At 64.3% G+C, this 18,014-nt stretch carries 20 protein-coding genes; 13 read left to right on the top strand and 7 right to left on the bottom strand.

Annotated features, from left to right (window positions below; all coding sequences use genetic code 11):
• Positions 1 to 37: 37 nt before the first annotated feature.
• Positions 38 to 622: an amino-acid N-acetyltransferase gene (locus ACFULT_RS14560; RefSeq protein ID WP_230595699.1), complete on the bottom strand. Its 585-nt coding sequence runs from the start codon at positions 620 to 622 to the stop codon at positions 38 to 40.
• Positions 623 to 738: 116 nt separating this feature from the next.
• Between ACFULT_RS14560 and pgsA the strand changes: the two genes are divergently transcribed.
• The 5 genes from pgsA (at position 739) to ACFULT_RS14585 (ending at position 4,118) form a co-directional block, all read left to right on the top strand.
• A complete protein-coding gene (gene pgsA / locus ACFULT_RS14565; RefSeq protein WP_037142456.1) occupies positions 739 to 1,359 on the top strand; it encodes a CDP-diacylglycerol--glycerol-3-phosphate 3-phosphatidyltransferase in 621 nt (206 codons plus the stop codon).
• Between the two features lie 256 nt (positions 1,360 to 1,615).
• Positions 1,616 to 1,990: a helix-turn-helix domain-containing protein gene (locus ACFULT_RS14570; protein WP_037112849.1), complete on the top strand. Its 375-nt coding sequence runs from the start codon at positions 1,616 to 1,618 to the stop codon at positions 1,988 to 1,990.
• 164 nt (positions 1,991 to 2,154) lie between these two features.
• The gene (locus ACFULT_RS14575) at positions 2,155 to 2,973 is read left to right on the top strand and encodes a PspA/IM30 family protein (protein WP_037112851.1); all 819 of its coding nucleotides are present in this window, start codon (positions 2,155 to 2,157) and stop codon (positions 2,971 to 2,973) included.
• Positions 2,974 to 3,018: 45 nt separating this feature from the next.
• Complete coding sequence (locus tag ACFULT_RS14580; protein WP_378481778.1) at positions 3,019 to 3,810, top strand: hypothetical protein; 792 nt, start codon at positions 3,019 to 3,021, stop codon at positions 3,808 to 3,810.
• Between the two features lie 134 nt (positions 3,811 to 3,944).
• Positions 3,945 to 4,118 carry a hypothetical protein gene (locus ACFULT_RS14585; RefSeq protein ID WP_037113341.1) on the top strand — a complete coding sequence of 58 codons (174 nt, stop codon included), beginning with the start codon at positions 3,945 to 3,947 and terminating at the stop codon, positions 4,116 to 4,118.
• Here ACFULT_RS14585 and ACFULT_RS14590 read toward each other — a convergent pair.
• Together ACFULT_RS14590 and ACFULT_RS14595 are read right to left on the bottom strand one after the other, a co-directional pair.
• A complete protein-coding gene (locus tag ACFULT_RS14590) occupies positions 4,072 to 4,986 on the bottom strand; it encodes a diacylglycerol kinase (protein ID WP_170945348.1) in 915 nt (304 codons plus the stop codon). The genes ACFULT_RS14585 and ACFULT_RS14590 overlap by 47 nt on opposite strands.
• A complete protein-coding gene (locus tag ACFULT_RS14595; RefSeq protein ID WP_378481902.1) occupies positions 4,983 to 6,572 on the bottom strand; it encodes an FAD-binding oxidoreductase in 1,590 nt (529 codons plus the stop codon). Before ACFULT_RS14595 ends, ACFULT_RS14590 begins: the two co-directional genes overlap by 4 nt.
• A gap of 130 nt (positions 6,573 to 6,702) precedes the next feature.
• Between ACFULT_RS14595 and ACFULT_RS14600 the strand changes: the two genes are divergently transcribed.
• From ACFULT_RS14600 to ACFULT_RS14625, 6 genes are all read left to right on the top strand, one after another.
• Positions 6,703 to 7,311 (top strand): TetR/AcrR family transcriptional regulator, encoded by a 609-nt coding sequence (locus ACFULT_RS14600; RefSeq protein WP_378481779.1) that lies wholly within the window; start codon positions 6,703 to 6,705, stop codon positions 7,309 to 7,311.
• Between the two features lie 74 nt (positions 7,312 to 7,385).
• Positions 7,386 to 8,912 (top strand): glycerol-3-phosphate dehydrogenase/oxidase, encoded by a 1,527-nt coding sequence (locus tag ACFULT_RS14605; protein WP_378481903.1) that lies wholly within the window; start codon positions 7,386 to 7,388, stop codon positions 8,910 to 8,912.
• A gap of 42 nt (positions 8,913 to 8,954) precedes the next feature.
• Positions 8,955 to 10,103, top strand: coding sequence for a glycosyltransferase (locus ACFULT_RS14610; RefSeq protein WP_378481780.1), 1,149 nt, complete (start codon positions 8,955 to 8,957; stop codon positions 10,101 to 10,103).
• Positions 10,104 to 10,126: 23 nt separating this feature from the next.
• On the top strand, positions 10,127 to 10,321 hold the full coding sequence (locus ACFULT_RS14615; RefSeq protein ID WP_019664112.1) for a DUF3046 domain-containing protein: 195 nt from the start codon (positions 10,127 to 10,129) through the stop codon (positions 10,319 to 10,321).
• Between the two features lie 211 nt (positions 10,322 to 10,532).
• Entirely contained in the window at positions 10,533 to 11,567 is a 1,035-nt protein-coding gene (recA, locus tag ACFULT_RS14620; RefSeq protein ID WP_019664110.1) for a recombinase RecA, read from the top strand.
• Between the two features lie 16 nt (positions 11,568 to 11,583).
• A complete protein-coding gene (locus ACFULT_RS14625; protein WP_378481904.1) occupies positions 11,584 to 12,132 on the top strand; it encodes a regulatory protein RecX in 549 nt (182 codons plus the stop codon).
• Positions 12,133 to 12,226: 94 nt separating this feature from the next.
• On the opposite strand, the gene ACFULT_RS14630 is transcribed toward ACFULT_RS14625, so the two are convergent.
• The 4 genes from ACFULT_RS14630 to ACFULT_RS14645 form a co-directional block, all read right to left on the bottom strand.
• Entirely contained in the window at positions 12,227 to 13,108 is an 882-nt protein-coding gene (locus ACFULT_RS14630; RefSeq protein WP_037112862.1) for an amino acid ABC transporter permease, read from the bottom strand.
• The gene (locus ACFULT_RS14635; RefSeq protein ID WP_094721760.1) at positions 13,108 to 13,785 is read right to left on the bottom strand and encodes an amino acid ABC transporter permease; all 678 of its coding nucleotides are present in this window, start codon (positions 13,783 to 13,785) and stop codon (positions 13,108 to 13,110) included. The genes ACFULT_RS14630 and ACFULT_RS14635 overlap by 1 nt, the downstream gene beginning before the upstream one ends.
• 82 nt (positions 13,786 to 13,867) lie before the next feature.
• The gene (locus tag ACFULT_RS14640; protein WP_094721759.1) at positions 13,868 to 14,695 is read right to left on the bottom strand and encodes a glutamate ABC transporter substrate-binding protein; all 828 of its coding nucleotides are present in this window, start codon (positions 14,693 to 14,695) and stop codon (positions 13,868 to 13,870) included.
• Between the two features lie 62 nt (positions 14,696 to 14,757).
• The gene (locus tag ACFULT_RS14645) at positions 14,758 to 15,486 is read right to left on the bottom strand and encodes an amino acid ABC transporter ATP-binding protein (protein ID WP_170945372.1); all 729 of its coding nucleotides are present in this window, start codon (positions 15,484 to 15,486) and stop codon (positions 14,758 to 14,760) included.
• A gap of 237 nt (positions 15,487 to 15,723) precedes the next feature.
• On the opposite strand from ACFULT_RS14645, the gene miaB reads away from it, so the two are divergent.
• Together miaB and ACFULT_RS14655 are read left to right on the top strand one after the other, a co-directional pair.
• Positions 15,724 to 17,247, top strand: a complete 1,524-nt coding sequence (gene miaB / locus ACFULT_RS14650) for a tRNA (N6-isopentenyl adenosine(37)-C2)-methylthiotransferase MiaB (RefSeq protein ID WP_080733089.1) — start codon at positions 15,724 to 15,726, stop codon at positions 17,245 to 17,247.
• A complete protein-coding gene (locus ACFULT_RS14655) occupies positions 17,244 to 17,852 on the top strand; it encodes a hypothetical protein (RefSeq protein ID WP_378481781.1) in 609 nt (202 codons plus the stop codon). Before miaB ends, ACFULT_RS14655 begins: the two co-directional genes overlap by 4 nt.
• Positions 17,853 to 18,014: the final 162 nt, after the last annotated feature.

Consider the following 18,014-nt stretch of genomic DNA (forward strand, 5'->3'; position numbering starts at 1 on the left):
TTCCTTCGTCTTCGAACTGCGGGACGATGAAATCCTGTCAGAGCGACAGCAGCATCCGGGTGTTGCCCAGTGTGTTGGGCTTCACATAGCTGAGGTCGAGGAACTCCGCGACACCGGTGTCGTAGGACCTGCACATCTCGGCGTACACCTCCGCGGTGACGGGCGTGCCGTCGATCTCGACGAACCCGTGCCGGGCGAAGAAGTCGGTCTCGAAGGTCAGGACGAACAGACGTTGCAACGACAGGTCGCGAGCGACCTGGACGAGCTTGTCCACGATCAGGCGGCCCGCACCGTGTCCCTTGGCCGACGGGTCGACCGCGACCGTACGTACTTCGCCGAGATCGGCCCACAACACGTGCAAGGCGCCGCAACCGATGACAGTTCCTGCGCGTTCCGCGACCCAGAATTCCTGGACTGCCTCGTACAAGGTCACCAGATTCTTCTCGAGGAGGATCTTGCCTGCGTAGATGTCGATCAGTCGCTTGATCTCCGGGATGTCGGACGTCCGTGCTCGTCGAATCACCAGATCGTCGCCTCCGCGGGAAGACTGTCCGGTGTTCGAGGCTGGGTCCGAGGAGGTGTCGAGATCGTCTCGACTCGCCCGGTTCGGCGCAGAAGTCATGTGGTGAACAGTAGCCAACACACGAGCAGATATTCTTCTGGTGTGTCCGTCTCCGAACTTGCCGCCGCACTACCGGGACACCTGTGCCGACACGTACACCTACGGATCGGTACGGCATGACCGAACGCGTACCACCGACGCCGCAGTTGCCCCACGGCAATTCTGCGACCGGCAGTACCGAGGTCGTCCCGATCCTCAACATCGCCAACGTCCTCACTGTTCTCCGCATTGCGCTCGTTCCTGTGTTCCTGGTCGTCCTGTTCGCCGGCGACGGTCACGACACGACGTGGCGAATCGCGGCAACCGTCGTATTCGCGGTAGCCGCCATCACCGATCGGATCGACGGACAATTGGCGCGCAAGTACGGGCTCGTCACCGATTTCGGCAAGATGGCCGACCCCATCGCGGACAAGGCTCTGATCGGCGCAGCCCTCATCGGGCTCTCGATTCTGGGAGACCTTCCCTGGTGGGTGACCATCGTGATCGCAGCTCGCGAAATCGGGATCACCCTTGTCCGGTTCATCGTGATCCGTCACGGCGTCATCCCGGCGGGACGGGGCGGCAAGATCAAGACTCTGGTGCAGAGCTTCGCGATCGGGTTCTATCTGTTCCCCCTCCCGGACGACGTGCGCTTCGTGTCGGTGACTCTGATGGGCGCCGCCGTCGTGCTCACCGTGTACACGGGCATCGATTACATCGTCCAGGCAATCCGGCTTCGGCGTGGCGTCACGTCATGACCCACCCGCTGCACCGGGAGGACGAGACCTGACCCGAAATACGGTCGGAAAAGGTGTGTCGATGTCGCTTCGGCGGGTAATCGAGAACACGGCCGTATAGGGTCGGGAACCAATCGAGCACGGTCCTTCGTTGTAGCTGAAGATGAACGTCCCGTACGCACAGATGAACAAAAACCACAGATGACGAAGAACCACAGATGACGAAGAACCACAGATGACGAAGAACCACAGATGACGAAGAACGAGGAGGAGCGAGATGGCGCTGCTATTGCGTGAAGCACTCGGCGACAGTCTGCGGCGCACTCGCGTTGCGCAAAGCCGGACCCTGCGCGAGGTCTCCAACACTGCACGGGTGAGTCTCGGTTACCTCTCCGAGGTCGAGCGTGGCCGCAAGGAAGCGTCGAGCGAGCTGCTCAACGCGATCTGCGACGCATTGGCCGTCCCCCTTGCCGACGTCATGAGCGACGTCAGTGAGTCGCTGTCGGAATCGACGCTGGCTGCCCGTGCTGCCGACGCAGATGCTGCTGTAGGTGCGGACGCGGCTACCGACGTGGACGCGGTGTCGCCTCGTATCGCCGACGACACTCGTGTTGTCATTCCTGCGCCCGCGCGGGCTCTAGCCGCTGCCTGATCGGCAGACATGAGCCCTCGTACCGCTAGGGTGGAAACGACACTCACGACAAACCGACCAGACCAGTATTCTCGTGTCACTGGCAGTTCTTCGACGGTCGCTGTACACCTCAGCTGACCCCCTACGCGCGAACCCGGCGCTCGATATGGAGGCAGGATCAACCCATGGCTAATCCTTTCGTCAAGGCCTGGAAGTACATGATGGCCCTCTTCAATTCCAAGATCGACGAGAAGGCCGACCCCAAGGTTCAGATTCAGCAGGCCATCGAGGACGCGCAGCGGCAGCACCAGGCGCTGTCCCAGCAAGCTGCTTCGGTGATCGGCAACCAGCGTCAGCTGGAAATGAAGTTGAGCCGTCAGCTGGACGAGGTCGAGAAGCTGAACGCGAACGCCCGTCAAGCGGTCACGTTGGCCGATCAGGCTGCGGCAGCCGGTGACGTGGACAAGGCAACGCAGTACACCAACGCCGCCGAAGCGTTCGCCGCACAGCTCGTCACGGCCGAGCAGGGCGTCGAGGACCTGAAGGTCCTGCACGATCAGTCGCTGCAGGCAGCGTCGCAGGCCAAGAAGGCCGTCGAGCAGAACGCCATGGCGCTGCAGGCCAAGGTCGCCGAACGCACCAAGCTTCTCAGCCAGCTCGAGCAAGCCAAGATGCAGGAGAAGGTCAGCGAGTCGCTGCGATCCATGGACAGCACGCTGTCGGCGCCGGGCAACACGCCCAGCCTCGATGCGGTCCGAGACAAGATCGAGCGACGCTACGCGGACGCACTCGGTTCGGCCGAGCTCGCACAGAATTCCGTGTCCGGTCGCATGATGGAGGTGCAGCAGGCGTCGGTGCAGATGGCCGGTCACAGCCGTTTGGAGCAGATCCGCGCGTCCATGGCAGGGGACTCCCTTCCTTCGGGTAACTCCGCAGCGGCGCCCAAGCCGTCGATCCAGAAGGCCTCGAACGCCACTCCCGAGCCCCCGGCACAGAACCAGTAGCTCGTGTCGAACGAACAGCATGGCCGGTCACGAAAGTGGTCGGCCATGCCCGTCTCCGAGTCGGTTTCGATGGTGCGAGCAGCCACCGACACGGCTCGGCGGTCTGTGGAGTCCGCCGTCGACGCGGTCGGTCGGTGGAACGATCCTCGGCAGAAACATCTCAGACGGATCAAGCGAGCTCGTCGAAGGGGTACCTGGCTGGGCAGTGCGTCCGGTGCGACCGCCGCGTCGACCGCGGGTTTGGCCGTCGCCTCGGCTCCCGAGTGGACGTTGTTCGCCGGAGGCGGTGGTGCGGCGTTGCTTGCGGTACCGGCTGTAATGGCCTTCGGTCGCTACCGACGTCTGCGAGCGGAGCCCCTCCCGGCTGCTCGTCCTGGTAAGGCCGTGTTGCCGCCCAGATCTTCGGCAGCCTACGAACCCGTGCGTCGACTCGTGGGTGCACAGAACAGCCTGTACGAGCTCGTGGGGATTCTGACCCGGTCCGAGTTCGTCGACTCGGCAGAGGTGTCCGACATCACGGACGTCGCCGACGCCGCCGCCCGTACGCTGCGCGACATGGCCGCGGACATCTCGTCGTTGGAACGAGCGGCGGACGGAAGCGCCCGGGCGGCCTCGCACCTGTCGCCCACCATTGCGACGGCAGCCGTCGAGTTGGACAAGGGCGTCGACCAATTCGAGGACCTCGTCGCGGCGGCCGCACGTCTGACGAGCCCGGGCGGCGTGCCAGGCAGTGCGGTGGAGCTACGCAAGGCCGAGTTGCTCTCCGCCACCGATCGTCTGGAAGGGTGGGCCAGTGCGCTGGCAGAACTGGCGGCGATCAGAGGCCGGCACTCCTGAGTCTTCCGCGTCCTCAGGTGTGCGTTCCGAGACTTAAGGGTATTCCCCCATCTTCCCCTGAATTCCCTGCTGGAGTGGTGTTTTCGCGTCTGCGGCATGCCAGGATCGGAAGCACACCAAGGAAAGGGAATCACATGTTCTGGAAAGTTCTCGGCATCATCGTCCTGGTCTGGCTCGCGTTCGCCGTTCTCGGCACGGTGATCAAGGGATTGTTCTGGGTGGCGGTGGCGGCGGCAATCGTGTTCGGCATCTACTGGTTGGTCAAGGCGATCTCTGCGGGCGACCAGCGCGATCTGACCAAGCTGTAGTTCCCACGAGGGCGGTGACGGCTCCGGGAACCGAGTCGATCCGTACCGGCAGCGGCGCGATCCTCTCACCGTCGGCGTACGCGATCATCCCGGGAGCACTGAGGTGCACCCGCGAGGCGCGGTAGGTCTCGACATCGGGGAGGTCGACGTGCGTGCCCTTGTACAGCGTGGGGGAGAGCCGGACCAACCGAGTGCGGCTGGACGCCCTGACGATGGTCACGTCGAACAGTCCGTCGTCGGGATCGGCGCCCGGACAGATTGCCATACCGCCCCCATAGGTAGGACCGTTGCCGACGGTCACCAGCGTCGCATCGACGTCCATCGACTGCCCGTCGAACTCGATGGAGTACGGGATGCATCGAAACCGGCTCAGTTCCAACAGCATTGCGATGTTGTACTTCGACGGGCCGGAGGGCCACGTCATTCTGTTGGCGCGTTCGGTGACCAGGCTGTCGAATCCGCTCGACAGGACGGTCGCGAACCACCTGTTTCCCACGCGCCCGAGGTCGAGCGACCGACGTCGATCGTCGATGACGATGTCCGCCGCCGCCACCGGGTCGTCCAGTGGGACTCCGACGAGGCGAGCGAAGTCGTTGCCCGTCCCGGCAGGGGCGACAGCCAGCGGGGTCGTGGTCGTGGCGACTGCTTGCAGAGCGAGGTTGACCAGTCCGTCGCCCCCGACGGCCACGAGACAGTCAGTGCCGGTGCGGACCGCTCTCCTCGCCTGATCGAGTGCCTCGCCCGGAGTTCTGCCCTCGATGGTGACGACGTCGACGCCTCGCTCGCGCAATCGTGCAACGACAGCTGTGGACACGCGGACTCCGCGCCCGCGGCCCGCAGTGGGGTTCGTCAGAACCGTGACAGTCACGGAATCAGTTTGCCAGGATTCAGAATTCCCGCGGGATCGACCGCGCCCTTCACGGCTCGAAGGACTGCGGACCCTACGTGTCCGATTTCGTCGGGCATCCACGATCGGTGGTCGCGGCCCACGGCGTGGTGGTGTGTGACAGTCGCTCCACTGTCGACGATGGCTTCGGTCGCCGCACGCTTGGCGGTCGTCCACTGCGCCGACGCGTCGGGTGCTGCCGCGCAGACCACTGTGAAGTAAAGCGACGCACCGGTGGCGTACAGATGCGACACATGACACATCACGATCGGAGGAGTGCCGAGCCCGGTGAGCGCCTCGACGAGAGCGGTGGTGACCCGGGTGCGTACCGTGCTCAGATTCGACCAACTCGTTGCTGTTTCGAGAGTCTCGGCCAGGGCACCTGCGTCGAGCAGCGCATCACGTAGGTACGGCGAATCGAACCGCTTCTCTTCCCATCTCCTTGCACCCTCGGCGTCCGTCACATGCCCGCCGGAGGCGAGCACCACCGCGTCGGCGGCCGTTGCAGCGTCGATCGCCGAGTCGTCGCCGTCCGGGCTGTCGAACGTCGCCACGACGGTGCAGCCGCCCTGCTCACCGTCTGGACCGGCCCGTCCCGACAGGGCGGCGTCGATGGCGGATTCGGCTTCGTCCGACAGCCTCACGACCGTCGGCCTGCCCGTCGCCACGGACAGCTCTCGCAGTGCCTCGACTCCGGAGGCGAAGTCCGGAAAATGCCAACACCGGTATTCGGTGTGACGAGGGATCGGCCGGACTCGTACGGTCACCGACGTCACGATTCCCAGAGTGCCCTCGGAACCGAGGAAGACCTGACGCAGGTCCGGTCCCGCCGCAGACGCAGGCGCTCGTCCGCAGACGGTCGTACCGACCGGGGTGACGACGGTCATCGCCTCGACCATGTCGTCGAAACGCCCGTATCCCGAGGACGACTGGCCCGACGACCGTGTCGCGGCGAACCCTCCGATGCTGGCAAAGGCGAACGACTGCGGAAAATGACCGAGGGTCAGGCCGTGACGGCCGAGCATCTCCTCGGCTGCCGGGCCGGTGACTCCTGCCTGCAACGTTGCGGTGCGAGATTCGACATCGAGATGTGTCAGCGCGTCGAGTCGACGTGTGCTGACCGTGACGACGGTGTCGAACCATTCGCGGACCGGGTCGACTCCGCCGACGACGCTGGTGCCACCGCCGAACGGAACGACGGCGATCGCGAAGTCGCTGCAGTACCGAAGAAGGGATTCCAGCTGCTGTGTATCCGCGGGGAAGAGGACTGCGTCCGGTGCGTGCTGCACCCCGCCGCGGCGCCTGGCGAGCAGATCGGTCGTGCTCTTGCCGCCGAGATACCGAAGTCGAACGTCGTCGTCGGTGGAAACGTATGCGGCACCGACGATGTCCTCGAAACCTCGGCGTCGGTCGTCGGTCAGTCGCGATCGAGTCGGTCGCACCGGAGCGAACTCCCCCTCGGACCGATCCGGTGCGCCGGAAATGCCCAGCGCGGACTGCAGCAGGTCTCGAACCTCGGTCGACAGGACGCGCTTGTTCTCGGCGGTTCCCCACGCATCCCAGGCCATCGTCGAGGGCGACGCGCCGGGCAGCTCCACCGGGGGATGTTCCTGCATGATCTATAGTGTTACACAGCTTGCATATTTGTAACCCGGTCTCGGTATTTCGTTCTCGAGGCCACCGAGCGAGGTGCCGACAGTGAGTGACCAGTCCGTTGCAGGCTCGTCTGCCGTGAAGGATTCGTCCTCCGTCGAAGACCAGGTACTCGACGCGGCGCGCTCCTGCATCCTCGAACACGGTGTCCGGCGCACCACTCTCGCCGAGATCGCTCGACGTGCCGGGGTCAGCCGGCCGACGGTCTACCGGCGCTGGGCGGACACACGGGCCGTCGTGTCGTCGTTGCTGACACGTGAGATCGGTTCGGTAATGCCGTCGTTCGATCTCGACGCTCCTGTCCGACCACAGGTGTCCTCCGCGGCACGCGATGTGGCGGACAACGTGCGTTCACACCCTCTGTTCGTCAAGATCATCGAGTCCGACTCGGACATCCTGTCCACCTACATCCTCCACCGGCTGGGCACCAGCCAGTCGCTGATCATCGACGCGCTGGCGCCCGTCGTAGCTGCAGGGCAACGGGACTCGTCGATCCGCCACGGGAACACGATTCATCTGGCGACCGTCGTTCTCCTCATGGTCCAGTCCGCAGTCCAATCGGCGAACATGGTCGCGCAGCGCATTCCCGGTGACGAGTTGATCGCGGAAGTCTCCTACGCCGTCGACACGTACCTTCGCCCGGCTGGTCCGTGAGACCCTCCGGCAGCTCGGCCCCCTCCGGCAGTTCGGCCCCCTCCGGCAGTTCGGCCCCCTCCGGCAGTTCGGCGCTGAACGGCTCCCGACGTGAACGCGATATCGAAAAGCTCTGGGGCGGTCACGTTGTCGACGTTCTGGTCGTGGGTGGCGGTGTCACCGGTGCAGGCATTGCGCTCGACGCGGCGTCACGCGGACTGAGCGTTGCTCTCGTCGAGAAGCACGATCTGGCATTCGGGACGAGCCGGTGGAGTTCCAAACTGGTGCACGGCGGCCTGCGGTACCTGGCGTCGGGCCACGTCGGGATCGCCCACGAGAGTGCGGTGGAGCGCGGAATTCTGATGACCCGTACAGCCCCACATCTGGTTAAGCGCCTCGCGACGATCATTCCGTTGCACGAGTCGATATCTCGGGTCGATGCCGCCGTGATGAGGGCCGGCCAGGCCGCAGGAGACGCACTCAGAGCGGCCGCCGGGACGTCCGCGGAGCTGCTGCCGCGCGCAGATCTCATCGGAGCGGGCAGCGTGGTCGACGCCGCGCCCACCGTTCGGCGTCGCGGACTGCGCGGCGGCGCACGATCCTGGGATGGGCAGTTGGTCGACGACGCCCGACTCGTCGTGGCCATCGCGCGTACAGCCGCGTCGTACGGCGCCTCCGTCCTGACCGGACTGGGCGCATCCGACGTCGACCGAACGTCGGCTCTGATCACCGACACCGAGTCCGGGGAGAACACTCGCATCAGGGCGCGGATCGTCGTCAACTCCGCAGGGGTGTGGGCTGGTGAAATCGACCCCCGAATCACCCTGCGTCCCAGCCGCGGGACGCACCTCGTCTTCGACGATTCGACGTTCGGCGGGCTGAATTGTTCGCTCACCATCCCGATACCCGGTGAGCGCAACCGCTTCGTGTTCGCACTTCCAGCGCCGCTAGGCCGCGTGTACGTCGGATTGACCGACGAGGCGACCTCGGGTCCGGTACCGGATGTCCCCGTCGCCTCGGACGCGGAGGTGGACTTCCTGCTCGCAGTTCTCGCAACCGTCGTCGACCCGGCGCCGACGCGCGCCGACGTCATCGGATCCTTCGCCGGTCTTCGTCCGCTGCTGGCCGCTGGTGATGGAGCTTCGGCCGACCTGTCCCGTCGGCACGCCGTGCTCGACGACGGTGCCGGACCCATCGGTGTGGTGGGCGGCAAGCTGACGACGTACCGATTGATGGCGGAGCAGGCCGTCGACGTGGTGGCGACGGCTCTCGATGAGACACTCGGACCTTCACGCACGGCATCGATTCCGCTCGTGGGGGCCGCGACGCAGCAGACCCTCGATGCCATCGACGCCCCGGAGTCCGTGGTCCGACGGTTCGGAGCCGACGCCATGCTCGTCCGAGCACTCGCGGACCGGATGCCGGGTGGGTGGGCACCGGTTGCGGAAGGGATCGACATCTGCGAGGCGGAGTTGGCTTTCTCGGTGCAGTACGAGGGTGCTCGGTCCGTGGGTGATCTGCTCGACCGACGCACGAGGATCGGGCTCGTGGACGTCGACCGGGAGCGAGCCGTGGACTCCGCGGAGCGAGCCCTCGTGCAGTTCCTGCACACGCGTCGGTGACCACAGATACGCGTATGTGAACAACTGTGGCACGCTGAACCCGTGCGCGTAGCGGTAGTGGCAGGCCCCGACCCAGGCCATGCTTTTCCGGCGATAGCACTGTGCCTGAAGTTCGTCGAGGCGGGGGACGAGCCGGTGTTGTTCACCGGTTCCAGGTGGATCGACGGTGCGCGAGCAGCTGGAGTGGACGCCCGGTTGCTCGAGGGCCTCACTCCACGGCCCGAGGACGACGACATGGATGCGGGCCAGCGAATTCACTCGCGCGCCGCATTCGTCGCGACGGAGTTTCTTCCGGATCTTCGGTCTGTATCGGCCGATCTCGTCGTCTCCGACATACTGACTGCCGGAGGCGGTATGGCGGCCGAGAAACTCGGCGTTCCCTGGGTGGAGCTCTCGCCCCACCCGTTGTACACGCCGTCGAAAGGGTTGCCTCCCATCGGAAGTGGTCTTGCGTGTGGCGTCGGATTCCGCGGCAGGCTTCGTGATCGGATGATGCGCGCCGCGACCGGACGATCCATCGCCCAGGGCAAAGCGCAACGCAGTGCGGCACGGATCGGGATAGGGCTTCCCTCCGAGGACCCGGGTCCGACGGCCAGGCTGATCGCGACGATTCCCGCCCTCGAAGTCCCGAGGCCGGATTGGCCGTCGGAGGCGCATGTCGTGGGTCCTCTGCACTGGGAGCCGACGAACGAGATTCTCGAACTTCCGCCCGGCGACGGCCCGGTCGTGATGGTGGCGCCGTCGACGGCGTTCACCGGGGCGGCGGGAATGCTCGAGATGACACTGGAAGGAATGCAGGGCAGCGGTACGCGCGTGGTGGCGTCGATACTCGACGACCCTCCGTCGTCGTTGCCGACGTGGGCCGTAGCTGGTCTCGGGCGTCAGGACGCGCTGTTGCGCGCAGCAGACGTCGTGGTGTGCGGTAGTGGGCACGGTCTCCTGTCGAAGGCTCTGATCCACGGTGTTCCGGTGGTCGCGGTCCCCGGCGGCGGGGATCAGTGGGAGCTGGCCAACCGCGCCGAGCGGCAGGGGAGCGCCATCGTGGTTCGTCCGCCGACCCCGGAGTCGATCGGGTCCGCCGTACGGGCAGTGTTGGAGGGCCCGTCCTACGCCCGCGCTGCTGCTGACGCTGCGGCAGGAGCACACGACGTCGACGATGCGGTCGAGGTGTGCCGCGCTGCTCTCGCCTGACACCGTTTCGGTACGGTTGTACGGTGCGATTGACTGAATTCCGTGAACTGCTCGTCGAGGAGTTCGGCCAGATTCGGGGTGACTCGATCCTGGTCGATCACGTCATCACCGGTATCGACGGGCTCACCGGCGCCGAGGCGATAGAGGCCGGGGTCGATCCGCGTGAGGTCTGGCGCGCGCTGTGCAAGGAGTTCGACGTGCCGCGTAGTCGCTGGTGACAATTCTCGGCCCTTTCCGCGTGTCGGATGACGCAATCGAACACGTGTTCGCCTATGCTGGGTGTCATTCGGTTGGGCTCGTCGAGTGCGGCTGGATCGAACGTGTCGGTGGGTGGCTCTACGGTTACCGACAACACGCTGAACTACGAACCACGCTGACAGACCGCACCGATACAGACCACACGGATACAGACCACTCAAGGAGATCACGATGCCTGCATACGATCGCGACAAAGCGCTCGATCTCGCACTAGCGCAGATCGACAAGAACTTCGGCAAGGGATCGGTGATGCGGCTCGGTGACGAGGTTCGTCAGCCGATCGCCGTCATCCCCACCGGGTCGATCGCCCTGGATGTAGCGCTCGGCATCGGTGGACTGCCGCGTGGCCGAGTCGTCGAGATCTACGGTCCGGAATCCTCGGGTAAGACCACCGTGGCACTGCACGCAGTCGCCAATGCGCAGCGCAACGGCGGAATCGCCGCGTTCATCGACGCCGAGCACGCACTGGATCCGGACTACGCTCAGAAGCTGGGCGTCGACACCGACGCACTGTTGGTCTCGCAGCCGGACACCGGTGAGCAGGCGCTCGAGATCGCGGACATGCTGATCCGCTCGGGTGCGCTCGACATCCTGGTCATCGACTCGGTCGCTGCGCTCGTGCCGCGCGCCGAGATCGAAGGCGAGATGGGAGACAGTCACGTCGGTCTCCAGGCTCGTCTCATGAGCCAGGCGCTGCGAAAGATGACCGGTGCGCTCAGCAATTCCGGCACCACGGCCATCTTCATCAACCAGCTGCGCGAGAAGATCGGCGTCATGTTCGGCTCCCCGGAGACAACCACCGGCGGTAAGGCACTCAAGTTCTATTCGTCCGTTCGCCTCGATGTCCGCCGTATCGAGACGTTGAAGGACGGCACCGACGCAGTCGGCAACCGCACGCGTGTGAAGATCGTGAAGAACAAGGTTGCGCCTCCGTTCAAGCAGGCAGAGTTCGACATTCTGTACGGCAAGGGCATCAGCCGTGAAGGCTCGCTCATCGACATGGGCGTCGAGCACGGGTTCATTCGCAAGTCGGGCTCCTGGTTCACCTACGACGGCGATCAGCTCGGCCAGGGCAAGGAAAATGCTCGGAAGTTCATGCTCGAGAACCCGGACATCCGCGACGAGATCGAGAAGAAGATCATGGAGAAGCTGCAGATCGGGGCCGACGTCACGGCCACCGACGAAGCCGCACCTGTCGAGTTCTGAGTCTGGGTAGTTGTCAGTGGATTCAGGCGACGGTGGTGGCACCGAAGCGCAGGCACAGGATGTCTGCCTTCGGCTGCTGACCGACCGAGCACGCAGCAGGCATGAACTCGAAACGCGTTTGACGAAAAAGGGATTCACGTCCGCCGTCGCAACGGCAGTGCTGGACAGGTTGACCACAGCGAAATTGGTCGACGACGCAGCGTTCGCGGAGCAGTGGGTGCATTCCCGGCACACGTATTCCGGCAAAGGCAAACACGTCCTGAGTCGGGAACTGCGTACCAAAGGCGTCAGCGACGATCTTGCTCGCGTCGCACTCGATCAAATCGACGCCGAAGACGAGCGCGAACGTGCCGGTGAGTTGGTACGGAAGAAGTGTCGGACGTTGTCTCTTCCGGAGACGGGGAGTCCTGATGCGCGGTCCGAGCGAGACAAGGTGGTTCGGAGGCTCGTCGGCATGCTCGCGCGTCGCGGTTACTCGCAGGGAATGGCATTTGCAGTCGTGAAGGAACAGCTCGACCGTCTGGGAGCCGAAACCGAAGACTTCGACGGTGATGATCTCGGGTGATCGTCCACCCGTGACCAGCACATCCCGTCGAACACACGAGGCCCGCAACACCGATGGTGTTGCGGGCCTCGTCTTGTATCCGATCGACGCGAGGTCAGGCGGCGCCTGTGGGTCCTCCGCCGAAGTCGGCCGCCGGTACGACGGTACCGCCGGTCTTACGCTTCTTCTGTCGCATCCGACCCTCGACCACGGTCGCGAGCTTCGTCAGCAACGAGTTGATGACGATCATGATGATCGCGACGATGATCAGCGACGGCAGGTAGTTGCCGTAGAACGCACCGACCTGCTGGCCGGCACGGACGACTTCGACGTACCCGATCAGGTAGCCGAGAGCCGAGTCCTTCAACGCTACGACCATCTGGGAGATGATCGCGGGCAGCATCGCGGTCACCGCCTGCGGCAGCAGGATCAGACTCATGACCTGGCCCTTGCGCATGCCGAGGGCGGACGCCGCTTCGGTTTGACCCTTCGGCAGCGAATTGACGCCTGCACGAACGATTTCCGCGATGACGGATCCGTTGTACAGAGTCAGGCCCGTGACCACGGCGGCCAGTGCCAGGTATTTGACCTTGAAGACTTCGTACTCGGCATAGACCGCGTACAGGAAGATCATCAGGATCAGTACGGGCACGGCGCGGAACAGCTCGACGATGACGCCGCTGATCACGCGTATCGAACGGTGATCGGAGAGCCGGCCGATGCCGAGAACCGCGCCGAGGATCAATGCGAACACGATCGACAGTGCCGCGGCTACGAGCGTGCCTTGGATGCCCGGTAACAGGTAGGTCGTCCACGTGGTGGATTCGAGGAACGGGTCCCATTTGTCGGCGGTGAGCTGCCCTTTGGAATCGAGCGCGAGATAGATCAAGTAGGCGATGCCCAGCGAGACCAGTAGGACGACACCGGACAGAATTCGGTACCGGAGCTTGGCCTTGGGGCCGGGAACATCGTAGAGAACGGCTACGGCGTCACTCATCACTTCACCGCCAATCGCTTGCTGAGGTAGCCGAACAGCAGTCCGGTCGGGAGCGTCAGGACGACGAACCCGAGGGCAAAGATTCCACCGACGACGAAGATGGCGGCCTCGTTCTCGATCATCGTCTTCATCAGCAACGACGCCTCTGCGACTCCGATGACCGACGCGATGGTGGTGTTCTTGGTCAACGCGATCAACACGCTGCCCAGTGGGCCGATCACCGCGCGAAATGCCTGGGGTAGAACGATGATCGTGATGTTCTGGGTGAACGTCATGCCCAGGGAACGACCGGCTTCGGCCTGCCCGACCGGGACGGTGTTGATGCCGGACCGAAGCGATTCCGCGACGAACGACGCCGTGTAGACGCTCAGACCGAGCACAGCCAGGCGGAAGTTGTTGTCTACGAGGAACGTGGTCGATTCCTGCGGAGCCAATGCAACGCCCAGGGTCTGATAAAGCCCGAAGGACGTGAACAGGATGATCAGTGTCAGAGGCGTGTTGCGGAAGATGGTGACGTAGCCGGTCGCGATGGCGCGCGCGATGGGGATCGGTGACACGCGCATCGCGGCGATGATCGTGCCGAGGATGAGGGCGCCGATCGCGGACAGAACCGTCAGTTTGATCGTCATGATGAACGCGTCGACGAGTTGATCGCCGTACTTGCTCAATAGGTTCAAGGTAGGGGTGTCCAATCGGCTGGAGCGGACTCGACTGCGGGTGCATCCGAAGAATCGGATGCACCCGCAGACGGGTGGTGCGTCAGTAGCGGTCGACGGTGGGCTCGGCCGGGAGCGTGTACCCCGACGCACCGACGGTGTCGTTGAACGCCTGCTCCCATGCGCCGCTCGAGATCATCTCTTCGATGGCGTCGTTGATCTGGTTGCGGCCTTCGGTGTCATCCTTGGCCAGGCCGATGCCGTAGTTCTCCGTCGTGAACGGCTCGCCGACGACCTTCAGCTCACCCGGGTACTGGGCAGCGTAACCGGCGAGAATGATGTCGTCGGTGGTGACGGCGTCGATCGCACCGTTGCGCAGACCCTCGACGCAGGCGGAGTAGGTGTCGTAGTTCTGCAGTTGAACGCCGGGGTACTCGTCGGCGATGTTCTGTGCGGGGGTGGACCCGGACACCGAGCACAGACGCTTGCCCTCGAGCGATGCCGGACCGGTGATGTCGGTGTTGGCGTCCGTGACGAGCAGCGACTGTCCTGCAACGAAGTACGGTCCGGCGAAACCGACCTTCTCCTTGCGGGTATCGGTGATCGAGTACGTGGCGACGACGTAGTCGACCTCGCCGTTCTGGATCAGCGTCTCGCGCTGAGCGGACGGAGCTTCCTTGAATTCGATGTTCTCCTCGGACACGCCCAGTTGACCGGCAACGTACTTGGCGACCTCGACGTCGAAGCCGCTGAAGGTGCCGTCGGGGTTGCGCAGGCCGAGGCCCGGCTGGTCGTACTTGATGCCGACGATGAGGTTGCCGTCCTCGGCACTCGACGACACACTGCGCTCTTCGTTGCCGCCACACGCGGTAGCCACGACGGCGAGCGCTGCGATTCCTGCTGCGACGCGGAGCGTGCGATTGATTTTCACGACTGTTTTCCTCCAGAGGTTGGTGGTGCGAAACCGTATGTGCTGTATGGGTGAACCGGCTGTCAGTGCCCGAGAATCTTGCCGAGGAAGTCCTTGGCGCGATCGGATTCGGGTGCGGTGAAGAACGTCTCGGGGTCGGTGTCCTCGACGACAGCCCCGTCGGCCATGAAGATGACTCGGTCACCGGCCTTGCGCGCGAAACCCATCTCGTGTGTGACGACGAGCATCGTCATGCCTTCTTTCGCGAGCGACGTCATCACGTCGAGGACCTCGTTGACCATCTCGGGGTCGAGTGCGGAGGTCGGCTCGTCGAACAACATCACTTTGGGGTTCATCGCGAGGGACCGTGCGATTGCCACACGCTGCTGTTGTCCGCCCGAGAGCTGAGCGGGATATTTGTCGGCCTGGTTGGCGATTCCGACACGTTCGAGGAGTGCCTGTGCGGACTTGCGCACCTCGTCCTTCTTGAGCTTGCGAACTTTCTGCGGGGCGAGCATGACGTTTTCGAGGATCGTCTTGTGTGCGAACAGATTGAAGGATTGGAAAACCATTCCTACGTCTGCGCGCAGTGCGGCGAGAGCCTTCCCCTCGGCGGGGAGAACGGACCCGTCGACCTCGATGGTTCCCGAGTCGATGGGCTCGAGACGGTTGATCGTCCGGCACAGAGTCGATTTTCCGGAGCCGGACGGTCCGAGAACGATGACGACCTGTCCGGCGGGAACTTCGAGGTTGATGTCCTTGAGAACGTGCAGATCACCGAAGTGCTTGTCTACCGATTTCAGAGAGATCATGGGGGGTCGATCGGCAAGAGCACCGGAAGCCGGCGCGTCGGTGGCGTGCGTCATAGAGCAGAACCCTATTCGTAGTTTGCTCGTCTTCACCGGTTTTCACCCGCTGATTCGGATTATGTAATGGAAACTTTACTGATGGTCGGTATCGCCCCAGGTGCCGAGTGACGTGTGACATGGCCCGATGCACGCCGGCGTGGCAGAGCACGAGGAATGGCGCTGTTAGTCTGGTGTGTGTCGATGTTGAACGAAGAAGCTACACGGTCCGAGGCTCGGAGCTACGAGGTACGAACGCACGGTTGCCAGATGAACGTGCACGACTCGGAGCGGCTCTCCGGACTCCTCGAAGAGGCAGGCTACGTGCCGGCCGACTCGGGCACCGACGCCGACTTGGTGGTTTTCAACACGTGCGCTGTACGCGAGAACGCGGACAACAAGCTCTACGGAAACCTGGGAATGCTTCGGCCCGCCAAGGGGCGGAACCCTCGGATGCAGATCGCGGTCGGCGGATGCCTCGCTCAGAAGGACCGCGACACCGTCGTCAAGAAGGCTCCTTGGGTCGATGTGGTGTTCGGCACCCACAACATCGGATCCCTCCCCGTCCTCCTCGAGCGCGCACGACACAACGACGAAGCCCAGGTCGAGATCCTGGAATCGCTCGAGGCGTTCCCGTCGACCCTTCCGGCGAAGCGTGAATCCCCGTACGCGGGATGGGTCTCGATCTCCGTGGGCTGCAACAACACCTGCACTTTCTGCATCGTGCCTGCCTTGCGTGGCAAGGAAATCGATCGACGGCCGGGGGACATCCTCGCCGAAGTCCAGGCCCTCGTCGACCAGGGCGTCCTCGAAGTCACACTGCTCGGTCAGAACGTCAACGCGTACGGCGCGTCGTTCGCCGATCCGGCACTGCCCCGGGATCGCGGAGCGTTCGCCGCTCTGCTGAAAGCCTGCGGAGCAATCGACGGGCTGGAGCGTGTCCGGTTCACCTCACCTCACCCAGCCGAGTTCACGGACGACGTCATCGAGGCGATGGCATCGACATCGAATATCTGCCCGACACTGCACATGCCGCTGCAGTCCGGATCGGACCGGATCCTCAAGTCGATGCGCCGGTCCTACCGCCAGAGCAAGTTCCTCGGAATCATCGACAAGGTGCGTGCAGCAATGCCTCACGCGGCGATCACCACCGACATCATCGTCGGATTTCCGGGCGAGACCGAAGAGGACTTCGAACAGACTCTCGAGGTCATGCGTCGGGCGAAGTTTGCCAACGCCTACACATTCCAGTACTCCAAGAGGCCGGGCACACCGGCCGCGGACATGGACGGGCAGATCCCCAAGGAAGTGGTGCAGGAGCGATACAACCGCCTGATCGCACTGCAGGAGGAGATCGTCCTCGGCGAGAACCGAGCGCTGATCGGCACCGACGTGGAGATCCTGGTCGCGACCGGTGAAGGCCGCAAGAACGCAGCCACCCATCGCAAGAGCGGCCGGGCACGGGACGGACGGTTGGTGCACTTCAGCGGCGAACCCGAACAGCTCGCCGCAATCCGTCCGGGCGACGTGGTGACAACCACCATCACCGCGGCCGCGCCCTATCACCTCATCGCCGACGCAGGCGTCGCATCGCACCGCCGGACCGCCGCGGGCGACGCCTACGAACGAGGAACCGTGCCGAAGACGGCACCCATCGGCGTCGGATTGGGGTTGCCGTCCATCGGTGCCCCCGCCCCGTTGCCCGCCACGACAGGATGCGCACTATGACCGACGCCGACAAGATCCCCGAGCACGCGACCGACGACTACCGGGCACCGGACTACGACCGGGCCGAAAAGCAGATCGACTCGGAGATAGACCCGGGTGTGCGCGCCGTCGTCGTCGCCTCGCTGGTGATGCTTCTGCTGCTGTCGCTGGCCCTGCCCCACACCGGCGCCGTCAACGGATTCGACGTACTGTCCGGCAACGGTGCCGCCGTCGCCGACGCCATCGCACTGCCCTCGCGGATCTACGTCTGGCTTGTGCTCGTCTTCGCCGTCGTCATGTCCGTCCTCGCACTCGTCACCCGAATCTGGGCCCTCGCCTGGATCGCACTGGCCGGATCCGGAGTGGCGTCGGTCTTCGGCATGCTGTCCATCTGGTCCCGTCAGACCCTTCCCGCCGACTCCGTCGGCAGCGGCCCCGGAATCGGCCTCATCCTCGGATGGATACTCGTCGTCGCCCTGACGTTCCACTGGCTCAAGGCTGTCTGGAACAAAACCACCGCCCAGCTCGACGCCCAGGAACGCCGCCGCGCCGCATCGGTCGAAGCGGAGCAAAGCAATCGCTGGGACGGCCCCATCCTCGGGCGTCCGACCGACTACGAACGCTGACGGCGGGGACTCGGGCGAACACACAACGGACCGAAAGCACAACGGAGCGAAAGCACAACGGAGCGAAAGCACAACGGAGCGAAAGCACAACGGAGCGAAAGCGCCGTTCGGTCAGTCTGACTGACCGGGCGGGGCGTTGGCTGCGGGGGGGGGGGGGGCGCC

The organism is Rhodococcus sp. NPDC057297 (assembly GCF_042667435.1).
GTDB lineage: Bacteria > Actinomycetota > Actinomycetes > Mycobacteriales > Mycobacteriaceae > Rhodococcoides.

Excerpts from the sequence above, each read along its gene's own strand:
- ACFULT_RS14560 (WP_230595699.1), bottom strand. The coding sequence starts at position 622 with ATGACTTCTGCGCCGAACCGGGCGAGTCGAGACGATCTCGACACCTCC.
- pgsA (WP_037142456.1), top strand. The coding sequence starts at position 739 with ATGACCGAACGCGTACCACCGACGCCGCAGTTGCCCCACGGCAATTCT.
- ACFULT_RS14570 (WP_037112849.1), top strand. The coding sequence starts at position 1,616 with ATGGCGCTGCTATTGCGTGAAGCACTCGGCGACAGTCTGCGGCGCACT.
- ACFULT_RS14575 (WP_037112851.1), top strand. The coding sequence starts at position 2,155 with ATGGCTAATCCTTTCGTCAAGGCCTGGAAGTACATGATGGCCCTCTTC.
- ACFULT_RS14580 (WP_378481778.1), top strand. The coding sequence starts at position 3,019 with ATGCCCGTCTCCGAGTCGGTTTCGATGGTGCGAGCAGCCACCGACACG.
- ACFULT_RS14585 (WP_037113341.1), top strand. The coding sequence starts at position 3,945 with ATGTTCTGGAAAGTTCTCGGCATCATCGTCCTGGTCTGGCTCGCGTTC.
- ACFULT_RS14595 (WP_378481902.1), bottom strand. The coding sequence starts at position 6,572 with ATGGCCTGGGATGCGTGGGGAACCGCCGAGAACAAGCGCGTCCTGTCG.
- recA (WP_019664110.1), top strand. The coding sequence starts at position 10,533 with ATGCCTGCATACGATCGCGACAAAGCGCTCGATCTCGCACTAGCGCAG.
- ACFULT_RS14630 (WP_037112862.1), bottom strand. The coding sequence starts at position 13,108 with ATGAGTGACGCCGTAGCCGTTCTCTACGATGTTCCCGGCCCCAAGGCC.
- ACFULT_RS14645 (WP_170945372.1), bottom strand. The coding sequence starts at position 15,486 with ATGATCTCTCTGAAATCGGTAGACAAGCACTTCGGTGATCTGCACGTT.
- miaB (WP_080733089.1), top strand. The coding sequence starts at position 15,724 with ATGTTGAACGAAGAAGCTACACGGTCCGAGGCTCGGAGCTACGAGGTA.
- ACFULT_RS14655 (WP_378481781.1), top strand. The coding sequence starts at position 17,244 with ATGACCGACGCCGACAAGATCCCCGAGCACGCGACCGACGACTACCGG.